This is a genomic window from Bradyrhizobium betae, from assembly GCF_004123905.1.
Lineage (GTDB): Bacteria > Pseudomonadota > Alphaproteobacteria > Rhizobiales > Xanthobacteraceae > Bradyrhizobium > Bradyrhizobium betae_A.
Genome location: NZ_MZXW01000021.1, coordinates 1 through 21,537 on the forward strand (window position 1 = coordinate 1; position 21,537 = coordinate 21,537).

Annotated in this window: 19 protein-coding genes and 1 pseudogene; 13 read left to right on the forward strand and 7 right to left on the reverse strand. The window is 63.9% G+C overall.

Annotation, left to right across the window (positions count from 1 at the left end; translation table 11 throughout):
- Nucleotides 1–191, forward strand: a 191-nt coding sequence (locus B5V03_RS42040; RefSeq protein WP_206736161.1) for a hypothetical protein, incomplete at its 5' end; no start/stop codon positions are given.
- 161 nt (nt 192–352) lie between these two features.
- Here B5V03_RS42040 and B5V03_RS43035 read toward each other — a convergent pair.
- Entirely contained in the window at nt 353–589 is a 237-nt protein-coding gene (locus tag B5V03_RS43035; protein ID WP_129271796.1) for a CoA transferase, read from the reverse strand.
- 38 nt (nt 590–627) lie between these two features.
- Nucleotides 628–1,101: pseudogene (locus B5V03_RS18245) on the reverse strand (CoA transferase); the annotation flags it as partial.
- A gap of 167 nt (nt 1,102–1,268) precedes the next feature.
- Between B5V03_RS18245 and B5V03_RS18250 the strand changes: the two are divergent.
- Both B5V03_RS18250 and B5V03_RS18255 read left to right on the forward strand, forming a co-directional pair.
- Nucleotides 1,269–2,462 (forward strand): ABC transporter substrate-binding protein, encoded by a 1,194-nt coding sequence (locus B5V03_RS18250; protein WP_129271797.1) that lies wholly within the window; start codon nt 1,269–1,271, stop codon nt 2,460–2,462.
- A gap of 74 nt (nt 2,463–2,536) precedes the next feature.
- The gene (locus tag B5V03_RS18255; RefSeq protein ID WP_129271798.1) at nt 2,537–4,075 is read left to right on the forward strand and encodes an acyl-CoA synthetase; all 1,539 of its coding nucleotides are present in this window, start codon (nt 2,537–2,539) and stop codon (nt 4,073–4,075) included.
- A 53-nt stretch (nt 4,076–4,128) separates the two neighbouring features.
- On the opposite strand, the gene B5V03_RS18260 is transcribed toward B5V03_RS18255, so the two are convergent.
- Nucleotides 4,129–5,382 (reverse strand): CaiB/BaiF CoA transferase family protein, encoded by a 1,254-nt coding sequence (locus B5V03_RS18260; RefSeq protein ID WP_129271799.1) that lies wholly within the window; start codon nt 5,380–5,382, stop codon nt 4,129–4,131.
- Between the two features lie 14 nt (nt 5,383–5,396).
- Entirely contained in the window at nt 5,397–7,619 is a 2,223-nt protein-coding gene (locus tag B5V03_RS42740) for an acyl-CoA dehydrogenase (protein ID WP_129271800.1), read from the reverse strand.
- Between the two features lie 60 nt (nt 7,620–7,679).
- Between B5V03_RS42740 and B5V03_RS18270 the strand changes: the two genes are divergently transcribed.
- The 9 genes from B5V03_RS18270 (at nt 7,680) to B5V03_RS18310 (ending at nt 17,899) form a co-directional block, all read left to right on the forward strand.
- Complete coding sequence (locus B5V03_RS18270) at nt 7,680–8,573, forward strand: FadR/GntR family transcriptional regulator (protein WP_245502258.1); 894 nt, start codon at nt 7,680–7,682, stop codon at nt 8,571–8,573.
- A gap of 261 nt (nt 8,574–8,834) precedes the next feature.
- Complete coding sequence (locus B5V03_RS18275; RefSeq protein ID WP_245502259.1) at nt 8,835–9,587, forward strand: CoA-transferase; 753 nt, start codon at nt 8,835–8,837, stop codon at nt 9,585–9,587.
- Nucleotides 9,588–9,637: 50 nt separating this feature from the next.
- The gene (locus tag B5V03_RS18280) at nt 9,638–10,522 is read left to right on the forward strand and encodes a CoA transferase subunit A (protein WP_129271802.1); all 885 of its coding nucleotides are present in this window, start codon (nt 9,638–9,640) and stop codon (nt 10,520–10,522) included.
- Between the two features lie 8 nt (nt 10,523–10,530).
- Nucleotides 10,531–11,763, forward strand: a complete 1,233-nt coding sequence (locus B5V03_RS18285) for a CaiB/BaiF CoA transferase family protein (RefSeq protein WP_245502260.1) — start codon at nt 10,531–10,533, stop codon at nt 11,761–11,763.
- A 34-nt stretch (nt 11,764–11,797) separates the two neighbouring features.
- Nucleotides 11,798–13,066, forward strand: coding sequence for a cytochrome P450 (locus B5V03_RS18290; RefSeq protein WP_129271804.1), 1,269 nt, complete (start codon nt 11,798–11,800; stop codon nt 13,064–13,066).
- Between the two features lie 61 nt (nt 13,067–13,127).
- Complete coding sequence (locus B5V03_RS18295; RefSeq protein WP_129271805.1) at nt 13,128–14,231, forward strand: NAD(P)-dependent alcohol dehydrogenase; 1,104 nt, start codon at nt 13,128–13,130, stop codon at nt 14,229–14,231.
- Nucleotides 14,232–14,254: 23 nt separating this feature from the next.
- Nucleotides 14,255–15,493, forward strand: a complete 1,239-nt coding sequence (locus B5V03_RS18300) for a cytochrome P450 (RefSeq protein ID WP_129271806.1) — start codon at nt 14,255–14,257, stop codon at nt 15,491–15,493.
- 51 nt (nt 15,494–15,544) lie between these two features.
- On the forward strand, nt 15,545–16,693 hold the full coding sequence (locus B5V03_RS18305; protein WP_129271807.1) for an acyl-CoA dehydrogenase family protein: 1,149 nt from the start codon (nt 15,545–15,547) through the stop codon (nt 16,691–16,693).
- Nucleotides 16,694–16,702: 9 nt separating this feature from the next.
- On the forward strand, nt 16,703–17,899 hold the full coding sequence (locus B5V03_RS18310; RefSeq protein WP_129271808.1) for an acyl-CoA dehydrogenase family protein: 1,197 nt from the start codon (nt 16,703–16,705) through the stop codon (nt 17,897–17,899).
- A 28-nt stretch (nt 17,900–17,927) separates the two neighbouring features.
- On the opposite strand, the gene B5V03_RS18315 is transcribed toward B5V03_RS18310, so the two are convergent.
- The 3 genes from B5V03_RS18315 to B5V03_RS18325 all read right to left on the reverse strand — a co-directional run bounded on the left by B5V03_RS18315 (nt 17,928) and on the right by B5V03_RS18325 (nt 20,497).
- Nucleotides 17,928–18,701: an NAD(P)H-dependent flavin oxidoreductase gene (locus B5V03_RS18315; RefSeq protein WP_349643396.1), complete on the reverse strand. Its 774-nt coding sequence runs from the start codon at nt 18,699–18,701 to the stop codon at nt 17,928–17,930.
- A gap of 223 nt (nt 18,702–18,924) precedes the next feature.
- Complete coding sequence (locus B5V03_RS18320) at nt 18,925–19,329, reverse strand: Zn-ribbon domain-containing OB-fold protein (protein WP_129271809.1); 405 nt, start codon at nt 19,327–19,329, stop codon at nt 18,925–18,927.
- Between the two features lies 1 nt (nt 19,330).
- A complete protein-coding gene (locus B5V03_RS18325) occupies nt 19,331–20,497 on the reverse strand; it encodes a thiolase domain-containing protein (protein ID WP_129271810.1) in 1,167 nt (388 codons plus the stop codon).
- A 140-nt stretch (nt 20,498–20,637) separates the two neighbouring features.
- Here B5V03_RS18325 and B5V03_RS18330 point away from each other — a divergent pair, with 140 nt between their 5' ends.
- Nucleotides 20,638–21,501 carry a MaoC/PaaZ C-terminal domain-containing protein gene (locus B5V03_RS18330; protein WP_129271811.1) on the forward strand — a complete coding sequence of 288 codons (864 nt, stop codon included), beginning with the start codon at nt 20,638–20,640 and terminating at the stop codon, nt 21,499–21,501.
- Nucleotides 21,502–21,537: the final 36 nt, after the last annotated feature.

Consider the following 21,537-nt stretch of genomic DNA (forward strand, 5'->3'; position numbering starts at 1 on the left):
CAGAACCTTCGCAAGATGGCCAAGCTGATCCCAATGCCCACCTTGGGGTAGAAACCGCCAAAGCCATTGGGCCGCATCGCGCTGACGCCAATACATCCGATTACTGTTTCCCTTTTTCAACGGAATCGGTCGAAGGCAGACGAAAGTTGTCGCGCGTTGAACGTCGCTCAACTTATCAAAATACGAATTGAGCGGATGAACGCTGCCTGCACGTCGCAAGCTGACCGCTGCCGTTGACATCGCGTGCGCGATGCAAGCGCCGAGAAGCGTGGGTCCTCGATCAAGGCGGGGAGGCCGACGGCACTGCAGAAGCGCGGCCAGTCGCGTTCTCCTGCACCAGGCTGATCATGAACTAGCGGTCGTCGGCACAGCGATAAAAACATGTTAAAGCGTTCCGGGCCGCCGTCCGCGGCAGGCGGTACTGGATTTCGCCACCGCACAGGACAGCCTGAATCGACGCCGCGTTCGACCACGCTCCGTTGGCGAGCAGTGAGGTCGTGACGCAACTGCCTCGCCCGGTTCGCTCCCGGTGTAGAAGCGCGGTGACGATGCCGGCGTAGAGCGTGACGGCCGTCGGCTGATCGCCCATTCCCAGAGTAGGCGATGCAGGAGGACTCTCTCCATCAGGCCGCACGTTGTCGCCAATCCCGATCGAGCCCAGTAGGCGTGGGCGTCGAATCCCGGTCTCTCTGCTTCGGGGCCCGTCTCGCCGTAGCCGGTGAGCGCCGCATAGACGAGACGCGGATTGACCCGCGAAAGCTGCTCGTAGCTGATGCCGAGCCGGGTGCGCGAGGCCGGGGACTGGTTGGTGATGAAGACATCGGCCGAACTTACGAGCTGTGCCAGGATCGTTCGGCTGGCCTCGTTCTTGAGGTCCAGCGCCAGCGCACGTTTGCTGCGCGAGGCAATCGTCCAGGCGTAATTGTAATCGGCCTTCGGCAGGTTCGGGAGACGGCCGAGGACGCGTTGCGGATCTCCGGCGCCGACCGGCTCGACCTTGACGACGTCCGCGCCGAAATCCGCGAGGATCACCGCTGCGGCCGGGCCGGCGACGAAGGTGGCGCTGTCGATGACTTTCAGGCCCTGGAACACGCCGGTCACTAGATCCTCCCTTCCATCGAGCAGACTCGTCGCCGGCTGTGCCAACGCCAGCCGGTCATCTGGTTAAGCCCCATTTAGCGTGTCGCAAAGGTTCAACCATTCAGGCTTGCAGCAATCCTGGCCACGTTGTATCAATGGTCCAACCAATAATAGGAGGATAGCGATCCATGGCAAGACGAGGCATTGCTGCGCTCGCGGGCTTGTTCTTGTCGAGCGGCTTGGCGCTCGGCGAGCCGCTCAAGATCGGTGTCTTGACCGATATGTCGGGCGTCATCGCCGATACGGTTGGGCGCGGCTCCGTTGTTGCTGCGGAACTCGCGGCCAGCGATGCCGGCGGCGCTGTTCTCGGTCGGCCGATCGAGATCGTCTCGGCCGACCACCAGTTGAAGCCCGACGTCGGCCTGACCGTCGCCCGGCGCTGGTTCGATGAGGAGCATGTGGAGGCCATCGCCGACATTCCCGTATCCACCATCGCTCTCGGCGTCCAAAATCTCGCCAAAACCAAGGGGAGGATCGCTCTGATTTCGGGCTCCGGGACACTGGATCTCTACGGCAAGTCGTGCTCACCGACCGGATTTGTGTGGACGTTCGATACCACCGTGCTTCCTCGCGCCCCCGTTCTGACTGCGGCGGAATCCGGTGTGAAGAAGTGGTTCGCGATCGGGCCCGACTACTCCTTCGGACATCAGATGGAGCGCGCGGTCGCGGACGCTGTGAAGGAGACCGGCGGGCAACTGGTCGGCACGCGGCGCGCGGCGATAGGGACCTCGGATTATGCCTCGCTGCTTCTGGCGGCGGAGGAAGCGCGGCCCGACGCGATTGCCTCGTCCTTTGCCGGTCATGATGGGGTGCTTCTCATCGAGAATGCGGTCGAGTTCGGCCTGCTGCAGAAGGGTATTCGCATCGCGGGCCTGATGCTGTTCGAGTCCGACGTGCACAGCCTCGGGCTCGACCGTATGAAGGGCATCTATACGACGACGGCATTCTATTGGGATACCGACGACAATACCCGCAGCTTCGCAAGGCGCTTCCGCGAGAAGATGGGGCGACCGCCATCCGCACTCCAGGCGGGAGTCTATAGCTCGGTCACGCACTACCTGAAGGCCGTCAAGGCGGCAGGCACAACATCCGGCTCCGAAGTGGCAAAGAAGATGCATGAGTTGCCGATCTCGGACCTCACGACGCCATCCGCCAGGATCCGCGCAGATGGCCGCGTCCTGCGCGACATGTTCCTGGTCCAGGTCAAATCGCCGGAAGAATCAAAAGGACCCTGGGACTATTTCAAGATCGTCCGCTCGATGAAGGCGGCAGAATTGATGTCGGAGGCCCCCAATCCGGATTGCAAGCTGCCGACACCGTAGCCCCTTGGGTCTGTCGCAAAAACCCACCCGCTTCACCAGAAGCGCTCGATGTCCCGAACATTGTTTGAGGAATGATGACTTCGCCACTGATCTTTCTCGATCGAACGTCACGCGCCCGCGACGAAGTGCTGAGCAACGCCGCGCGTGCCGCCACCGGGCTGCAAGCTTGCGGCGTTGCCGAGGGCGACACTGTCGCGCTGCTGTTGCGCAACGACTTCGCCTTCGTCGAGGCGACACAGGCCGCCGCCCTGATCGGCGCCTATTGCGTGCCGATCAACTGGCACGGCCGGGCGCAGGAGATCGGCTACATCCTCAAGGATGCGAAGCCAAAAGTGTTGGTGGCCCATGCGGACCTCCTCGCGGCCGCACGCGATGAGCTCCGGGAGATATTGAGCGACATTCAGGTGCTGAGCGTGCCGACGCCGCCAGAACTCATCCGGCAGTTCGGCGTTTCAGCGGGTGCCGAAACACCGATAGCAACGGACCGCAGCTGGCCGGACTGGCTGGCGGAATTCCAGCCCTGGAGCGCTGCCCCGCCACGCAGCCGCGCCACACTGATCTACACGTCGGGCACGACGGGACATCCGAAAGGCGTCAAGCGCGAGCCGGCGACACCCGAACAGACCAAAGCGTATGGCGAGTTGATGCGATCGGTCTACGGCATCACGCCCGGCGTTCGTGTCCTGATCGGCGGGCCGCTCTACCATGCGTCTCCCAACGCCTGCTTGCGTCAGGCCATCACTCAGGCCGAATTGATCGCGTTTCAATCGAAGTTCGAGCCCGAAGACACCTTGGCGATAATCGAGCGAGAGCGCATCACGCATGCCGTCATGGTGCCCACCATGTTCGTGCGTCTGATGCGCCTGCCGGAAGAGATACGCCGCCGCCACGATGTGAGCTCGCTTCGCTGGGTGATCCACACTGGTGCGCCCTGTGCACCGGAAATCAAGAAGGCGCTGATGGACTGGTGGGGGCCGGTCATCTACGAGACCTATGGCGGCACCGAGGTTGGTGCGGTGATGCTGAGCACGCCGGAGGACTGGCTGGCGCATTCCGGTAGCGTCGGGCGCCCCACGCCCGGCGCGCGGATCGCGCTCTATGGTGAGGACGGCCAGCCCGTCGGGCCCGGCGAAATCGGCGAAATCTATGTCCGGCAGGATTCGCTGGCGGATTTCGTTTATCTCAACGACGCGGCCAAGCGCAAATCGGTCGAGCGTGACGGGCTGATCAGCGTCGGCGACGTCGGCTATCTCAAGGACGGCCGGCTCTATCTGTGCGATCGGCGGTCGGACATGGTGATCTCGGCGGGCGTGAATATCTATCCGGCGGAGATCGAAACGGCGCTGATCCAATGTCCGGGCGTCCGGGATTGCGCCGTGTTCGGCATTCCCGATGAGGAATTCGGTGAGTCGCTTGCCGCTGCGATCGAGGCGGAGCCGGGATCCGAGCTGACGACGGACATGGTTCGCGCCTATCTCGCTGAGCGGATCGCCAAGTACAAGGTGCCGCGCCGGATCGACTTCCATGCCGCGCTTCCGCGCGAGGAAAGCGGAAAAATCTTCAAACGTCGGCTCAAGGATCCCTTCTGGAAGGACGCGGGCCGCCGCATCTGATCATCGGCGTGAGCGCCGGAGTGCAGCGCGCTCCGGTGGCCATCGCTTTCGCGTCAGCTTGCGGTTCCGAATGCGCCCGCCGCTGTCAGCTCAGCGACGCGTTCGGGTCCATAACCGAGCACGCGCTCCAGCACCTCCGCCGTATGCTGTCCGAGAGTAGGGGCAGCGACGGGATCGAGGATGGGCGTTTCGCTGAAGCGCAATGGGGATGAGATGTTTGGTATCTCGCCTGCCGTCGGATGCGCAATGGACGACGCGAGCGCACGCTCGGCCATTTCGAAGGAGCTGAAGGCACCCTCGACGGTTCTGACGACGCCGGACGGGACGCCTGCGGCCTTCATTTTTGCGGCCCATCGTTCGCTGGAATCGCTGGCGAGAATCCCTTCGATGATGGCGGTCAACTCCTCGCGATGCGCCATCCGGTCGCGATTGCTCAGGAAGCGCGGATCCTCGGCCAGTCCGGGCCGTTGCAGCGCGTTGGTGACGAGGCGCCGGTAGGTCCGATCATTCGCGCAGGTGATGTAGAGCGGGCCGTCTGCAGTCTGGAAGGTGCCGGTCGGGGTGCTGTCGGCGCTGCGGTTGCCGGCGCGCGTCGGATTGCGGCCCGTCGCGAGATAATTCATGGCATGAAAGCCGAGCATCAGCGCGGCAGTGTCGAACAACGCTGTCTCGACCCGCTGCCCACGTCCCGTGCTCTGGCGTGCGGCGAGCGCGCCGAGCACCGCAATCGCGGCTGTCATGCCGGTTGAGATGTCCATGACCGCAGGGCCGGTGCGAACGCCTTCCTGATCCGGAAAACCGTTCATCGACATGAAGCCGGTCTCCGCCTGGATGACAGGATCGAAGCCCAGGCGATCGGCCATTGCCCCGTCGCGGCCATAGGCCGAGACGCTGCAATAGATCAGGCGAGGGTTGCGTTCATGCATCGCGTCGTAGCCGAGGCCGAACCGCTCCATCACCCCGCGCGAGAAATTCTCCACCAGGATGTCGGCCGACGCCACGAGCTCAACCGCGATTTTTTGCGCAGCCTCATTGGTGAGATCGAGCGCAATGCCCTTCTTGTTGCGATTGACCCAGAGGAACGGCACGCCCTCACCGCCGAGGTGAGGTTGGAAGCGGCGAAAATCGTCGCCGTTCGCAGCGTTCTCGATCTTGATCACCTCGGCGCCCATATCCGCAAGGAAGAGCGTGCACATGGGTCCCGCGATGAAGTGTGAGAAGTCGATGACGCGCAAGCCTTGAAGCGGGGAGGGCGCGCCTGGCGCTCGCGGGCGCGGCGGCGGGAGCTGGGGACGGGCTGTGGTCACATGTCACCTCCAAGCTATCGCGGCAGTCCGAGCCCGCGTTGGGCGATCAGGCTGCGCTGGATTTCATTGGTGCCGATGCTGATCACCCACATCAGCGAATGCCGGAGCATCTGCTCGATCCGCCCGCGCAGGATTGCACCCGGGCTGTGCTCGCTGAGCAGCGCCTCCGGCCCCAAGAGGTCCAGCGCGATCTCCCCGAAACGCTCCATCAGCTCGCCGGAATAGACTTTGCTGACCGCCGCCTCGTCCGGCGGCGTCTCGCCCTTGTCCACCTGCTCGGCGCAATGGACCATCATGCGCCGGCCGGCCTCGATCTCGGCCGCCAGCGCCCCGACCCTGGCGCGCACCAGCGGATCGCGCCGCATCGGCCTGCCGTGACGTTCGGCGGTGCGGATATATTCACACAACAGCTCGAACATGTGGGCAACCTTCAAGACGATGCCACCGCCGATGAAGCCGCGTTCGGTCGCGAGGGCCCCCGTGAGGACCTTCCAGCCTTCGCCTTCGGCGCCGATGCGGTTTTCGGCGGGTACCCGCACCTCGTCATAGAAGACATTGGCGAAGGTGCCGCCATACATGGTCTCGGAGGGGCGGATGATGATGCCGGATGTCGTCATCGGAACGATGAACATGGTGATCCCGGCATGAGGCGGCGATGCATTCGGATCGGTCCGGGTCGCGAGGAGCATGTACTCGCCCCAATAGGTCGTGGTCCAGATCTTCTGCCCATTGATCACATAGTGGTCGCCGTCGCGAACGGCGCGCGTCTTCAGCGATGCCAGATCGGAGCCCGCCTGAGGCTCACTGTAACCCATGCCGTAGATCGCTTCGCCGTGGAGGATTTCCGGCAGATAGCGCTGCTGCTGCTCGGGAGTGCCGTAGACCTGGAGCATGGCAGCCTGCACGGGCGCACCGGCCCGCGGTGCTCCGGAGCGCTCCATTTCCTCCATGAAGGCAAGCTGCTCGAAAGCGCCACGCTCCTGACCGCCGAATCGCTTCGGCCAATTCAGGCCGATCCAGCCGGTCGCACCGAGCGCTCGGGCGAACTCGCGGTCATATTCCCGTTCAGCGAACGAGAGCTGCTCATGCCTGTCGCGGCGCTCGCCCGACCAATGCGTATCGAGCCAGGCACGGACTTCACGACGGAAGGCATTCCCCGCTGGTCCCAGATCGTACTCCGGAAACCGGACGTCGCCGTCGCGATCGAGAAAATGGCTCGCCAGTTGCTCGACCGGCGAGCGCTGGCCGCCGTAGCGAAGCACGCCGACATGCACCTGCCTGAAGTGGCGGGGAGCCTCGTGCTCCTCGCTGTAGCCGATCGCGCCGAAGGCGTGGTGGGTCTCGAGCGACACCCGGCGAAGCGAACTTGCGGCGGTCGCCAGGGCCGCAGCCGCGAACCAGCGCCATGGTGCGGCTTCGAGGTCGTATTGAGCGGCCGCATTCGCGATCGTGAGCTGGACCGCGCGCAATGCGATGTGGCAGTTCGCGAGCTTGTGCTGGATGGCCTGGAAACGCCCGATGGGTTGCCCGAACTGGCAGCGCTCGCCGGCATAGGCGACGACCTGTTCGAATGCACGCTGAGCCGCACCGAAGGCCCGCGCGTCTTCTGCCACGGCCGCGACTGCGAGCAGATCCCGGACCTCGCGTTCGGTGAACGGAACGGTCGCGAGCGGGGGTGCGTCGATCCTGACCCGCCACCAGCCCGGCTTTCCCATCATCGGGGTCGGCTCAGCGGTGACGCCTTCTCCGGTCTTGACGATCACTAGCGCCGGCCCCGGCACGAACACGGCGAGATGTGTGACGATGTCTGCGGATTCGATGAAGGCCAACTCCGCATTCAGGTTGCCACCTTGCAGTTGCGCCCAGCCCGCGGCTCCATCATGATCGAAGCTTGCGAAAGACAGGGCCGTCATCGCCTCGCCGGCATGGAGGTCATCCAGGAACGCACGCAGGGCGGGGGACTCGTTCCGAGCCGCAGGCTGCATGAGGTTGACCAAGCCTGCATCCGCGAGCGGTGCCGGGCAGGCGGCCCGGCCGGCCTCTAGTTGGACCAGCACGATCTCGCGCAAACCGCCTTCGGCGGGGGACGCGGCAATCTGGGTCAGTCCCTGGGCGGCCAGTTGCTTCCAGAGTTGCGCCGTCACCACGACTGCCCTGTCCGACAGGTCCGCAAAAAATCCGCGGACGGCTTCTTGCAGGATCTGGCGATCCTCGTCCGACGGCAACTCCCGCAGCATCCCGCGATCTCTCTTTGGATTTTGGTTCAACCATTCTACTTTTGTACAAGCTGTGGGTCAATGGCAGCGCCCAACTGGCGGGAATCGTCGGCTTCGCCTATATGTCGTTATCTGTCGAACATCCGGGTTGATATGAGCGCTTCACAATTGCCAGCCAAATCCAGCGCCGAGGCTGCGCCGCTGGCACAGTTCCAGCGAATCCGCTCGTCGCGCGCGTTCGACGAGATCGCTGCCCAGATCCGCACCGAGCTCGCCTCCGGCAGGCTTGCGGTCGGCAGCCGCCTGCCGTCCGAGCGGGCGCTGTCGGAGCAGTTTGGCGTCTCCCGCAACACGCTTCGCGAAGCCTTGCGCTCGCTCGAGCATGCCGGGCTGATCCGGTTGCAGAAAGGGGCTCGTGGCGGCGCCTTCATCAGCCAGCACAGTGGCGAAGCGATCGCGACCGGGCTGATGGACATGTACCACGTCGGCACCATCCAGCCGGCGCAATTGACCGAGGCCCGTATCTGGCTCGAATCGATCGTGGTGCGGGAAGCCTGCCGGCGTGCAACGGCCGCCGATATCGACATGCTGAACCGCAATATCGATGAGGCGCAGGAAGCGCGACGGCGCGGCGATTTCGCCAGCCGCGCGGAGCGGCACATCGAGTTCCACAGGATGCTCGCGCGCCTTACCGACAATCCGATCATGGTCATTGTCATGAACGGCGTGCTCGACGTGCTCGCTCATTTCGTGCAGCGGATCGGCGAGTACGACAACAGCTTCGTGTTGCCCTCGCGTCGCCGATTCATGGAGCACTTCGCGGCGGGCGATGCCGACGCCGCCGTGGCCGAAATGGAATCCTGCCTGAAACGGCTGCAGCGAAGCTACATGTCGCGTATTCAGGCTGCTGAAGGCGCGCCGGCGGCCAAAGCCGCTTCACGCGCCCGCCGGAATCCACCGGCCGCCCAGCGCTAAATCCTTCACACCGCGCAAACCGGGTCGCCTGTCGTTCGCGCGGCTAGTCCCACACAAATCCACTTCGGAATGAATGCAGCCCCGCCCATCCCGGCGGGTGATGGCCCACGTCCGAACTGCCGGATGCGAACCGGTGCGCGGCCTCGCGCCGGCCCTTGCTCCGTTGACATCGGGGGCGCGCGTCGATACTGTGGCAATGGTTCAACCAATAGGTCGGAAACGCAAATGTCCGCAAATCCATCCCTCGGTGAGACGCTGGCGGTGTTGCTGGCGCGCGACATGGCCGACGGCGAGAAGGTCATTATCGGGACCAACTCCGACATCCAGCTCGCCGCCTGCAACCTCGCGCGGCGCATGCAGGCGCCGCGGCTATGGTGGATTTCCGGTCCGGGCGGCATGGTCAATCCGACCCGCGATCACCTGTTGTCCACTGCTGACTACGAAAACGTCGAGTCGGCAGAAGCATGGATGGATCTGCCGGTCATGATCGACTTCATCGACTGGAAGGTCCACTTCTTCGATTTTGCCATCCTGTCCGCGCTGCAGGTCGACCGCTTCGGTAACATCAACACGGTCGTGGTCGGCGACCAGCGCAAGCCGCGTGTCCGCGGCCCCGGAACCGTCGGTATTAGTGCGCTCTGCGGTCTCGCCAAGCGCTTCTATGTGTGCCTGACCCGTCATGACCGCAGCGCGTTCGTGCCGCGGGTCGATTTCCTGTGCGGACCCGGTCACATGGAAGGCGGCGATTCCCGCGAGCGCATGGGCTTGCCGCCGGGCGGGCCGAAATTGGTGCTCTCGCCGTTGGGCGTGTTTGATTTTGCGCCCGGCAGCAAGGCCATGCGCGTGAAGTCGATCGGTCCGGGGGTGACGCTGGAGCAGATCCGCGACTGCACGGCCTTCGACGTCGTCATGGACAGCTCGCCGCCGGTGACGACCATGCCCACCGATCAGGAGCTCGCGCTGCTGCGCAAGCATGTCGACCGCCGCGGCGATCTTCGGCGCAAATTTCCCTGAACCTACGGCAGGCGTCCTCCCAATCAGACCGACAGGCAAGCTGAAGTCCCATGACAAAGAGCAAGATCGTTTCTGCCGACGAGGCCGTCGCCGAGATCCAGGATGGAGCCAAAGTTGCGCTCGGCGGCTGGATCTTCAACTCGCAACCGATGGCGCTGGTGCGGGCGTTGATCCGTAAAGGTGCGCGCGACCTGCACCTCATCCCGGCGCCAGGCTCGATCGCGCCGGACATGCTGATCGGTGCGGGGTGTGCCGCCTCCACCGTCTGCGTCTTCATCAGCTTCGAGCAGTTCGGCTTGGCGCCGCATTTCCGCCGTCAGGCGGAGAGCGGCGCGCTCAAGGTTTACGATCTGGATGGACCGGGTATTGCCGGCGGACTGCGGGCAGGAATTTGTGACTTGCCTTACATGCCCGTGCCCGACCTCGGCACCGATCTGCCGAAATTCGCGCCGGAGCATTATTGGCCGCTGCCGTCCAAACCCGGCGAGCGCAAGATGCTCGCGGTCGCCGCCGTCAAGCCGGATGTGTGCCTGCTGCACGCGCAGCAGGCCGACGAGCACGGCAATGTCCAGCATTTGGGGCCGCCCTTCTTCGACGCGATGATCGCGCAGGCGTCCCGGCGGGTCATCGTCTCCGTGGATCGTATCGTCTCGTCCGACACCATCCGGCGCAGCAATCACCTGACCAAGCTGCCGAGCGCGATGGTCGATGCGGTGGTCGAGGCGCCGTTCGGTGCGCATCCGACTGCCTCGCCATCACTCTATCGCTCCGATGAGGCGCATCTGAAGGAGTATGTGATGAGCAGCGCCAGCGTCGAGGCTTTCGGCGGCTATCTGGAGCGCTATGTGCGGAGCGCATCGCCCACGGCGTATCTCGACGTCATTGGCGGCAGCCGGCTGGGTGCCCTTGCCGTGTCCGAAACCAATCTGAAATGAGCATCGACATGGCAGCCGGAGCGGTAACCGGATCGACCCGTCCGGGGATTCTCGACGGAATTCGTGTCCTCGATTTCACCGCCATGATGTCGGGTCCTTACTGTACGCGCCTGATGGCGGATCTCGGCGCCGAGGTCATCAAAGTCGAGCCGCCCGAGGGCGACCACATCCGCTTGCGGCCGCCGCTGCGGCATGGGCGAAGCGCCTATTTCGCCCAGCTCAATGCCGGCAAGAGCAGCATCGCCCTCGATCTCAAGCGGCCTGAGGCGCGCAACCTGATCTACGAGCTGGTGCCGCATTGCGACGTGCTCGTGGAGAATTATCGTCCGGGCGTGATGCAGCGGCTTGCGTTGGACTACGAAGCTGTCGCCAAGCTCAATCCCAAGCTGGTGTATTGCTCGATCTCTGGCTTTGGCCAGGAGGGATCCTGGTCTGGGCGGAGCGCCTATGCGCCGGTGCTGCACGCGACGTCCGGCTACGACATGGCCAATCTCGATTACCAGGAGGGCGACATTGCGCGTCCGCTGAAGAACGGCATCTTCATCGCCGATGTGCTGGGCGGCTCGACCGCCTTCGGAGCCATTCAAGCGGCACTATTTCGGACGCTCAAAACCGGACAGGGCGAATATGTCGACGTCTCCCTGCTCGACGCCATGGTCAGCATGCTGGTGTACGAGTGCCAGGAGGCGCAATTCCCGGCCGAGCGTCGCCGGCCGCTCTATCGACCGACGCAAGCCAGCGATGGCTTCCTGCTCGTCGCTCCCGTGAGCCAGAACAATTTCGAGGCCTTGGCGCGCGGCGTCGGCCATCCCGAATGGATCAGTGACGTGCGTTTCGCAACCAGCAGCGCCCGCGAGCATCACTGGTCGGAGTTGATGAACTTGCTCGACGATTGGGCGGCGTCGCGAACGGCCGCCGAGTGCGAGGCCGTCCTCACCAAGGTCGGCGTGCCGTGCTCGCAATACCGAACGATCCACGAGACGATGACGCTGCCCCCCATCCAGGAGCGCGGCGTTCTCGAGGAGATCGATGATGGGGCCGGGCCGATGCACATTCCCAATCCCGCATTCCGATTCGCGCACAGTGCAGCCCATGTCCGGAACAAGGTGCCTGCGCTCGGCGAGGACGGGCCAGGGCTGTTGCAACGCCTCCTGGGGCTGACTCCTCAGGCGATTGCGACACTGCGCGCGGACAAGGTTCTCCGGGGCGTGGAAGAACAAGCTGTCGCGGCGGCCGAGTAGACGGGGCAAGCACGAGGAACGGAGGGGGCCAGAGTTGAGCGCGGCGAACTTTCCCATCCCCGAGAACATCGTGGCGGTGCTGACGGATCCTGCGGCCTATGGCGATCACCGCATCTTCGACGCCTATCGATGGCTGCGCGCCAACCAGCCGCTCGGGATAGCCAACCCTCGCGGCTTCAATCCGTTCTGGGTCGTGACGCGCCACACCGATATTCAAGTCGTCAGCCAAAACAACCAGCTGTTTCGCAGCAGTGATCGCCCGATAGCTCTGATGAGCAGCAAGGCCGAAGCCAGGATGGAGGCGGCAACGGGCGGTAAAGGCCTGCTCCGCTCGCTGGTGCAGATGGATCTCCCTGACCATCCCAAGTTCCGGGCCCTGACGCAGAAATGGTTCACGCCTGGCAATCTGCGTTCGATCGAAGGCAACGTGCGCGCCATCGCGAAGAGCTATGCGGATCGGCTCGCAGCATCCGGCGGACATTGCGACTTCGTGTCCGACATCGCGCTGGGCTTTCCGCTGCGGGTGGTCATGAGCATTCTCGGCGTCGATGCGGATGACGAGCCCAAGATGCTACGTCTGACACAGGAGTTCTTCGGCACCAAGGATCCCGATAACGCGCGCAAGGGACAGAATGATGGGGTCGCAGCGCTCTCGGACGTCGTGTCGGAATTCGGCGAGTTCTTTTTTTCCGTCGTCACCAACAGGCGCGTCAACCCGTCCGACGATCTCGCCAGCGTCATCGCCAATGCGCAGTTCGACGGCGAACCGATATCCGACCTGGATGCACTCAGCTATTTCGTGACCATCGCGACCGCGGGTCACGACACGACGTCGTCTTCGAGTGCAGGCGGGATGTGGGCGCTTTGCGAGCATCCGGAGCAGTTTGCGAAGCTGAAAGCCAATCCCGCCCTGATCCCCGGCTTCGTCGACGAGGCGATCCGTTGGAGCACGCCTGTCAAGCATTTCATGCGGACGGCGGCCGCCGACACCGAGCTGGGCGGCCGTCCCATCAGCCGCGGCGATTGGCTCATGCTGTGCTACGCGTCGGCAAATCGCGATGAAGCTGTTTTTCAGGATTCGGAGGCGTTCCGGATCGATCGCTCTCCGAACCGGCATCTCGCCTTCGGCTACGGAGCCCATCTGTGTCTGGGGCAGTATCTTGCCAAGCTCGAGATGCGGATACTCTTCGAAGAGTTGCTGCAGCGGATTTCGTCGGTCGAGCTCGACGGCGCAGGCGCAATGACCGTCTCCTGGTTCGTCAACGGGCCCAAGCGACTCCCGATCCGGTACCAACTCCATTGAACCGACTCGCCACCCCGGTCCCGCAGCTTCGGCGGGGACCAGAAAACGAGCAGACACGAGCATGAAAATCACAGCGGCAGTAGCACTTGCGCCGGAGAGTCCGTTCGAACTGATTAGTTGCGATCTGTCCGATGAGCTCGCGCCGGGACAGGTGCTCGTCCGCATCGAGGCCTGCGGCATCTGCCATACCGATCTGGCGGTGAAGCTGCAGCACATGCCGGTGCCGCTGCCCAAGGTTCTCGGCCATGAGGGCGCCGGCGTCATCGAACGTGTTGGTCCTGATGTGGCTGGGCTGGCGGAGGGCGACCACGTGCTGATGAGCTTCGGCTCATGCGGAGCGTGCGGACAATGCCAGCTCGGCGCGCCCGGCTATTGCGACGAGTTCGGTATGATCAACCTGTTCGGCCAGCGGCGCGGTGGGTCGGGGCTTCGCTACCGTGGCGCCGAACTCGGTGGTTCCTTCTTTGCGCAATCGGCGTTCGCGAGTCATGCCATTGCTACTGCGCGGAACGTGGTCAAGATCGACAAGGAGCTGCCGCTGGAACTGCTCGCTCCGCTCGGCTGCGGAATCCAAACCGGTGCGGGTGCGGTGCTGAACGTCCTGGCGCCCCGTGCCGGTGCATCGATCGCGGTGTTCGGCGTCGGCGCCGTCGGAATGGCCGGGGTCATGGGCGCGAGGCTCGCGGGCTGCGGCACGATCATCGCGGTCGATGTCCGCACCGAGCGGCTTACCCGTGCGCTCGACCTCGGAGCAACGCATACCATCGATGGCCGGACACCTGAATTGGCGAGGGCGGTTGCTGCATTGGGGAAAGGCCGTGGTGTCGATCACTCGCTCGATACCACGGGTGTTCCGGAAGCGGTCGCAGCGTCGATCGCTTGCTTGCGGCAGCGCGGCTCGTCCGCTCAGGTCGCCGCCCCGCCGCGCGGGACGCGGTTTCCCGTTGAGGCGAGCATTCTGGTCGGCGGAGGGTTGACCGTGCGTGGCGTCGTCGAAGGCGATGCCGTGCCCAGCCTCTTCCTGCCGCGGCTTATCGACTTCTTCCGCCAGGGGCAGCTGCCGCTCGACAGGATCGTCAGCTTCTATCCGTTCGAAGCGATCAATCGGGCCATCGAGGACATGGAGACCGGCGCAACCATCAAGCCGGTGCTGCGGATGAACTGAATAGCGCAAGAGGGGAGGACACGATGCAGGACGCGACTCTGGATCAAGCGATCGTTGACCACAAGACCTATGGAACTCTCGACAGGCAGCACGTCCTGTTCTCGATGCTTCGCAAGGACGATCCGGTGCATTTGACGGAGCCGTCGGGATTCCGTCCATTCTGGACCATCAGCAAGCACCAGGACATCATCGAGATCGAGCGCCAGAACGAGCGCTTCATCAACGCGCCCCGCACCAAGATCTTGTCCATCGAATTCGAGAACAAGGTGCGCGAGGCGATGGCCGGCCGTCCAATGCTGGTCCGCGCCATCAATCACATGGATAATCCCGAGCATGCCAAATACAAGAAGATCACGCATGCCTGGTTTCAGCCGCGTGAGGTGCGGCGCCTCGAAGAAAGCATCGGGTCGCTCGCCCGCGCGAGCGTCGACCAGATGCTGCAGAAAGGCAATGAGTGCGATTTCTATAACGACGTCGCGGTGTGGTACCCGCTCAAGGTGATCATGCTGATCCTGGGGATTCCGGACGAGCATGGTCAGCGCCTGCTCGACATCACCAAGGCCTATTTCGGCGGCGGCGATCCGGAGATGCAGCGTGGCAGCGACCTGATCGACGCCACGTTCGCCTATGTGAACTTCTTCAGGGAAGTAGCGCAGGAGCGGCGGCAGAACCCGAAGGATGACCTCGCAAGCATCATTGCGACGGCCGAGGTCGACGGCAAGCCGATCGGCGAGTTCGAGACCTCGTCCTACTACGTGGCGCTCGCCAGCGCCGGTCACGATACCGCCAGCGCAACGCTCTCCGGCGGTCTGCTCGCCCTGATCGAGAATCCGGCCGAGATGCAGAAGCTGAGGGGCAATCCCGATCTCATTCCGCTGGCGGTCGAGGAGATGGTGCGCTGGGTATCTCCGGTGAAGCATTTCTTCCGGACCGCGACCGAGACTTACACCTTGCGCGGCAAGACGATCAAGCAAGGAGATAACCTGCTGCTGGCCTACCCCTCCGCCAACCGGGACGAAGACGCCTTCGAGCGCCCGTTCGCATTCGTCGCCGACCGGACGCCGAACCGCCATGTCGGCTTCGGCTTCGGCATCCACGCATGCCTCGGCATGTATCTCGCCAAGGTCGAAATGATCGCCTTCATGCGCGAGCTGTTGTCGCGCGTGGGCAGCATCGACCTCACTGGTGATCCGGCTTGGACTGAGACATCCTTCGTCGGCGGCCTGAAGCGGCTTCCGATCCGCTTCTCACGACTCCATTAACCCGATCTGCAGCGACCGAGATCGGTACATGATCAGGAGCGGAGCATAGGTATGGACTTGGCGCCCACCGAAGCGCAACAGATGTTGCGCCATAGCATCGAACGGTTCGTCGCCGAGCATTACGACTCGGCAGCGCGTCGTCGCGCGATGCAGGCTCCCGAGGGATTTAAGCGCGACAATTGGCGCCGCTTCGCCGAACTGGGCTGGCTCGGGCTGCCGTTTGCGGAGCAGGTTGGCGGTTTCGGCGGAGGCCCGCCGGAAGTGGCCATCCTGATGGAGGAACTTGGCCGAGGCCTCGCGACCGAACCTTATCTCTCGACGGTGCTGCTGGGCGGTGCGCTGATCGCGGAGTGCGGCAGCGAGGAGCAACAAGGGACCTTACTGCCCGCCATCATGAACGGCGAGCGGTTGCTGTCGTTTGCCCATTACGAGACGGACGCAAGAGCGGGCCTTTCGGCGGTTCGAACCATGGTGAGGAGCGAGGACCAAGGTTGGACGCTGCACGGTCGGAAGATAGCCGTCCTCGATGCCACCTCGGCCGACGTCCACCTCGTATCGGCGCGGTTGCCCGATCAGCAGGGCCGAGACCTCGCGCTGTTTCTGGTACCGAAGGACGCGGCCGGTGTGCGCTTGCGCGAAGCGCCCCGCCTGGGCGGAGGCCGCGTTGCGGAGTTGATATTCGAACAGGTTCGGCTTCCCGCGAATGCCCGCCTCGGAACGAGTGCGGATGTGCTGCCCGCGATCGAGGCCGTCGTGGATCGGGCGATCGCCGCACTCGGTGCTGAGGCGGCCGGCATGATGCGAGCCATGTTCGACGCGACCCTCGCATACACCAAGGTGCGCAACCAGTTTGGCCGTCCCCTGGCCGCCAACCAGGTCATCCGGCACAGGCTGGCCGACATGTACATCCAATGCGAAGAGGCGCAAGCGATGGCGGCGCGTGCGGCTCTGCTGATCGGGAACGAGGCCAATGCGACGGAGCGGTCGCTCGTCGCCTCGGGCGCGAAGGTGAAGATCGGTCGAGCCGCACGCTACGTTGCGGAGCAAGCCGTTCAGCTTCATGGCGCGATGGGCGTGACGGACGAACTCGATCTCGGCTTCTATTTCAAACGCCTGCTGGTCTTTGAGGCGCTATTCGGAAGCGTGGACTTCCATCTCCAGCGTCACGCCGCTTTGTTCGGCAACTCGTGCCCGGAATGAGATCGAACGATGTCCCTGTCACTCACCCCCGATGAACTGCGCTTCAGAGATGAGGTGCGAGCCTTCATTGCGGCGCATCTTTCGCCCGAGTCGCGGCGCGCCAGCTTTCTGAATGTCTCCTTCTTCTCCGATCCCGATATCGTCGCGCCCTGGCAAAAGGCTTTGCACGAGCGCGGCTGGGTCGCGCCAGGCTGGCCGCACGAGCATGGCGGGCCCGGCTGGTCGGCGGCGCAGCGCTGGATTTTCGAATCCGAATGTGCGCGCGCCGGCGCACCGCAGCTGTCGCCCATGGGCATCAAGATGGTGGGGCCAGTGTTGATGCGTTTTGGGACCACTGAGCAGAAGAAGTTCTATCTGCCCCGTATCCTCAGCGGCGAGGACCGCTGGTGCCAGGGTTATTCGGAGCCGGGGTCCGGCTCGGACCTTGCTTCGCTGAAGACGCGCGCGGTCCGCCGTGGGGAGCGCTACGTCGTCAACGGCACCAAGATCTGGACCACGCACGCGCATTTTGCAAATCGCATGTTCGCGCTGGTCCGCACCAGCGACGAGCCCCGGCAACAGGACGGCATCAGCTTCCTGCTGATTGATATGAAATCGCCCGGCATCACCATCCGCCCGATCATGATGATCAGCGGCGACCACGACGTCAACCAAGTGTTCTTCGACGACGTCGAAGTCCCCTTGGCCAACCTGGTCGGCGAGGAGGGGCGGGGCTGGACTTACGGCAAGTATCTGCTGGAGTTCGAGCGAGGTGGCGGGGTCAACTCGCCGAAACTAAAATATGCACTGGAGAAAGTTCGGCTACTCGCCAACTCCGACCTGTCCTGTCACGCGATTTCGCGCCCGGAGATCGCAACCAAACTGTCGGAGATCGAGCTTGACCTTCAAACGCTCGAGTTCGCCGAGTTGAAGGTGTTGTCTGCGCTGCAGAGAGGCGACAATCCCGGACCGGTGTCATCAATCCTCAAGCTGCGGGCCAGTGAGGTCCATCAGGCGATCACCCGCGTCGGGGTCGAGATCGTCGGGCAGAATGCGCTGGTGGAGGAAACCCGTCGTCCTCTCCACGCGCTCGATGACGAACCCTTGATTCCGGAAGACGTGCTGAGCGCGGTGCCCCGTCATCTCAACGGCCGCGCTAACACGATCTTCGGCGGGAGTTCGGAAATCCAGCGCGACATCATTGCGAGGCAGGTGCTCGGGCTCTAAGCACAAGCGCTTCGGCGTCCGAAACCGTTCAGACGATAGCGGGGATCTTGCAAGCCTGAGCATATTCCCGCTTCAGCCGAGCAACCAGGTCCGCGACGGCAGGAATGTCGTCGATCAGGTCGATCCCCTGACCGGCGCTCCACAAGGTCTTCCAGGGTTTTGCGCTCTCAGGCAGATGGTCATGCCGCATGCCTTTGCCTTTCGGCTCGGGCAAGACGTTCGGATCGAGACCCGCAGCGCGCAACGATTCGACAAGCCAGTTCGCAGCCACGCCGGCAACCTTTCCAGTGTAGATCAGGCCGGCGGACGTCTGCGCGACGAGCATGCGTTTGTAGTCATCGGGCGCCAGGGACTCGCGGGTTGCGATGAATCGGGTACCCAGATAGGCGAGGTCTGCGCCGAGCACTTCCGCGGCGCGGATGCTGGCGCCGTCGGATATGGCACCGGCCATCACGATCGCGCCGTCAAAGATCGAGCGGACCTTGCGGATCAAGGCCAGGTGGCTGATCGTGCCGGAATGACCGCCGCCGCCGGCCCCGATGCAGATCAGGCCGTCGACGCCAGCCGCAATGGCGCGTTCGGCAAACGGGATGCTGGTGATATCGTGGAACACCTTCATTCCGCGATCATGGGCCTGCTGAACGATGAGCTTGGGATGGCCGCCGACAGTGATGACGATGTCGACGCCTTGTTCGGCGCAGAGATCCAGGTGCTTCCCGATCTCGTTCTCCGGCGTCTTTGCCGACAAGTTGACGGCGAGCGGGCCAATTGGACCCGGCGCCTGCGCGGCGTGTTCGCGCAAATCCTCGCGGATCGCGCGCAGCCAGCCAGCGAACTCTTCGAAGGAGCGGGCGTTCTGACGGGGGCAGGGCGCCGATCACGCCGGCCTTGCACGCCTCGCGAACGAGATCCGCGCCGCTGACCAGGAACATCGGCGCGCAGATGGCAGGCAAGGAAAGCGATTGCCGGAGCCTTGGATCGAGTGTCATGCACGCCTCCTTTGGGAGCGAGATCGGAGCGGTTCGTCAGCCCTGGTCGGGCGCGAACATCGGGATCATCGCCTTGTCCTCGGCTGGCTTGAAGACGACATGGACCCGCTGTCCGATGCGCAAGGAGTCGAGATCGCAATCGACGATGTTGCTCAGCATGGTCACGCCCTCGTCGAGCCGCACGTAGGCGATTGCGTAAGGAATCGGGCCGGCACGGCGGGTGACGCTGACGCTGTAGATCCCGCCCTTGCCGGTCGCCTCGCGCCATTCGGTGTCGCCGAGGCAATAGGGGCAAAGAGCGCGCGGATACCAGTGCGGCTTGCGGCAGGAAATACAGACCTTGATGCGTAGCGATCCGGCCGCTGTCGCGGCAAAGAAAGGCTCGGTTGCGTCGTCATGCACGGCCGAGCCAAGCGGGCGGTCCTGGTAGGTCGTCGTCATCTCACGCGCGCTCCATGATGAGGGTGGCACTGCCGTGGCGGGAGCCGAGCAGGCCTCCGGTGCCCTGGGCCAAAGCGAGGCTGCAATCGCGGACCTGCACCTTCTGATGCGCTTCACCGCGCAGCTGACGGACCGCCTCGATCACCTTGGTGATGCCGCCGCGATTGGCAGGATGGTTGTTGCAGAGGCCGCCGCCGTCGGTATTGAAGGGAAGCTTGCCGACTCCGGAGATCAAATTGCCGTCGGCGACGAAACGCCCGCCCTTGCCCTTTTCACAAAAGCCGAGATCCTCGATCTGCATCAACACGGTGATAGTGAAGCTGTCGTAGATCGAGGCATATTGGATGTCGGACGGCTTGATACCAGCTTCCTCGAACGCGCGCGGGCCGGACCACGCCGCGCCCGAGAACGTCAGGTCGACTTGACCGTTGAGCTGACCCTTGATCGCCTCGCCCGCGCCGAGAACGTTGACGACGGGCCGTTTCAGCGAGCGTGCGATCTCGGGGCGAACGACAACCAGCGCGCCGCCGCCGTCGCTGACGACGCAGCAGTCGAGCCGATGCAGGGGATCGGAGATCATCGGCGAAGCAAGCACGTCGTCAACGGTGACGGGTTCGCGCAGCATCGCGTTCGGATTGTGCTGGGCGTGGGTGGCGGCCGCGACCTTGATCCAGGCCAATTGCTCGCTGGTCGTGCCGTACTCATGCATGTGCCTGTTAGCCGCGAGCGCATACATATTGACCGTGACGGGCGCATAAGGCGCTTCCCACGGCACATCCGGCGTGCCGGCGCCGACCAGCCTCGGCGCCACGCCGCTCGATCCCTCGCTGCGCGGCCGGCCGGCGAGCGTGATCAGCGCGACGTTGCACTTGCCCATCGCAATGGCCTGGGCCGCATGGGAGACGTGAACCAGATAGGCAGAACCGCCGGTATCGGTGCTGTCCACATGGCGGGGCCGAAGTCCCAGATAGTCCGCCATGCTGTTCGCGCCCAGGCCGGGCGCGTCGCCAGCGCAAAAGTAGCCGTCGACATCCTGGAGCCGCAGGCCGGCATCTTCCAGCGCGCCGCGCGCGCATTCGGCATGCAACTGGGCTACGGTTTTGTCGGGCGCCTTTCGCGTCGGATGTTCATAAGCGCCTGCGATGCAGGCCTTGCGTCGAATGCTCATCGGCTCTCTCGCGCTCACGTTCCGTCCGTGGCCGCTTGCGCATCCGGCAACGTTGACCACCACGTGCCGGGTCTATATCATTGGTTCAACCAAAGACCAATAGCGGATGCGTGCCATTTCCCGGGGGAGAGCTGCTGATCATGGTTGACTACGCAAAGACGCGGGCCTGGCGCTCCGGCGACGTCCGCCACGCCTACACGGCACGAGACACCATTCTCTATGCGCTCGGTATCGGTGCCGCGAGCGATCCGCTCGACGCGCGGCAGCTGCGCCTGGTGTATGAGAAGAATCTTGTTGCGCTTCCGACCATGGCGACGGTGCTGGCGTCGCCGGGCGCCTGGATGCGGGACAATGCGGAGCTCGGCATCAATTTCGCGAACATGGTGCATGGCGAGCAGTCCGTGCAGATGCATGCCGCGCTTCCTCCCAGTGGAATTCTGCTCGGCAGGAGCCGTGTCGCGCGGCTGGTCGACAAGGGTGAAGGCAAGGGCGCCGTCATGCATGTCGAGAAGGAGCTATGGCACGAGGCCACCAATCAGTTGGTAGCGGTCAGTGAACAGGTGCTCTTCCTGCGTGGCGACGGCGGCTTCTCGCAAGGCTCGGGCGGCGACGAACCCGCGAGCGCGCCGATGCCCGTTCCCGATCGCGCGCCGGACCGGGTGATCACCTTGCCGACGCGTTCGGACCAGGCGGTGCTCTATCGCCTCTCTGGCGATCTCAACCCCTTGCACATCGATCCCGCCTTTGCTGCCAAGGCCGGCTTTGTGCGGCCGATCCTGCATGGACTTGCGACCTACGGATTTGCCTGCCGCGGCCTGGTTGAAGCCTTCTGCGACAGCGACCCGTCAAAGCTGAAAGCGATCCGCGCCCGCATGTCCGCGCCTGTCTTCCCAGGAGACACGATCCGGCTCGAGTGCTGGCGTCTCGACGATCGCATCGCGTTCCAGGCGCGCGTCACCGAGCGCGAGGCGCTGGTGCTCAGCCATGGCTGGGCGTTGACCTGATGAGCTGCTGACCTTTACCCACGAACAAAGGAATCG

Excerpts from the sequence above, each read along its gene's own strand:
- B5V03_RS43035 (WP_129271796.1), bottom strand. The coding sequence starts at position 589 with ATGGGCGATCAGCCGACGGCCGTCACGCTCTACGCCGGCATCGTCACC.
- B5V03_RS18250 (WP_129271797.1), top strand. The coding sequence starts at position 1,269 with ATGGCAAGACGAGGCATTGCTGCGCTCGCGGGCTTGTTCTTGTCGAGC.
- B5V03_RS18255 (WP_129271798.1), top strand. The coding sequence starts at position 2,537 with ATGACTTCGCCACTGATCTTTCTCGATCGAACGTCACGCGCCCGCGAC.
- B5V03_RS42740 (WP_129271800.1), bottom strand. The coding sequence starts at position 7,619 with ATGCTGCGGGAGTTGCCGTCGGACGAGGATCGCCAGATCCTGCAAGAA.
- B5V03_RS18270 (WP_245502258.1), top strand. The coding sequence starts at position 7,680 with ATGGCAGCGCCCAACTGGCGGGAATCGTCGGCTTCGCCTATATGTCGT.
- B5V03_RS18280 (WP_129271802.1), top strand. The coding sequence starts at position 9,638 with ATGACAAAGAGCAAGATCGTTTCTGCCGACGAGGCCGTCGCCGAGATC.
- B5V03_RS18285 (WP_245502260.1), top strand. The coding sequence starts at position 10,531 with ATGGCAGCCGGAGCGGTAACCGGATCGACCCGTCCGGGGATTCTCGAC.
- B5V03_RS18295 (WP_129271805.1), top strand. The coding sequence starts at position 13,128 with ATGAAAATCACAGCGGCAGTAGCACTTGCGCCGGAGAGTCCGTTCGAA.
- B5V03_RS18300 (WP_129271806.1), top strand. The coding sequence starts at position 14,255 with ATGCAGGACGCGACTCTGGATCAAGCGATCGTTGACCACAAGACCTAT.
- B5V03_RS18305 (WP_129271807.1), top strand. The coding sequence starts at position 15,545 with ATGGACTTGGCGCCCACCGAAGCGCAACAGATGTTGCGCCATAGCATC.
- B5V03_RS18310 (WP_129271808.1), top strand. The coding sequence starts at position 16,703 with ATGTCCCTGTCACTCACCCCCGATGAACTGCGCTTCAGAGATGAGGTG.
- B5V03_RS18320 (WP_129271809.1), bottom strand. The coding sequence starts at position 19,329 with ATGACGACGACCTACCAGGACCGCCCGCTTGGCTCGGCCGTGCATGAC.
- B5V03_RS18325 (WP_129271810.1), bottom strand. The coding sequence starts at position 20,497 with ATGAGCATTCGACGCAAGGCCTGCATCGCAGGCGCTTATGAACATCCG.
- B5V03_RS18330 (WP_129271811.1), top strand. The coding sequence starts at position 20,638 with ATGGTTGACTACGCAAAGACGCGGGCCTGGCGCTCCGGCGACGTCCGC.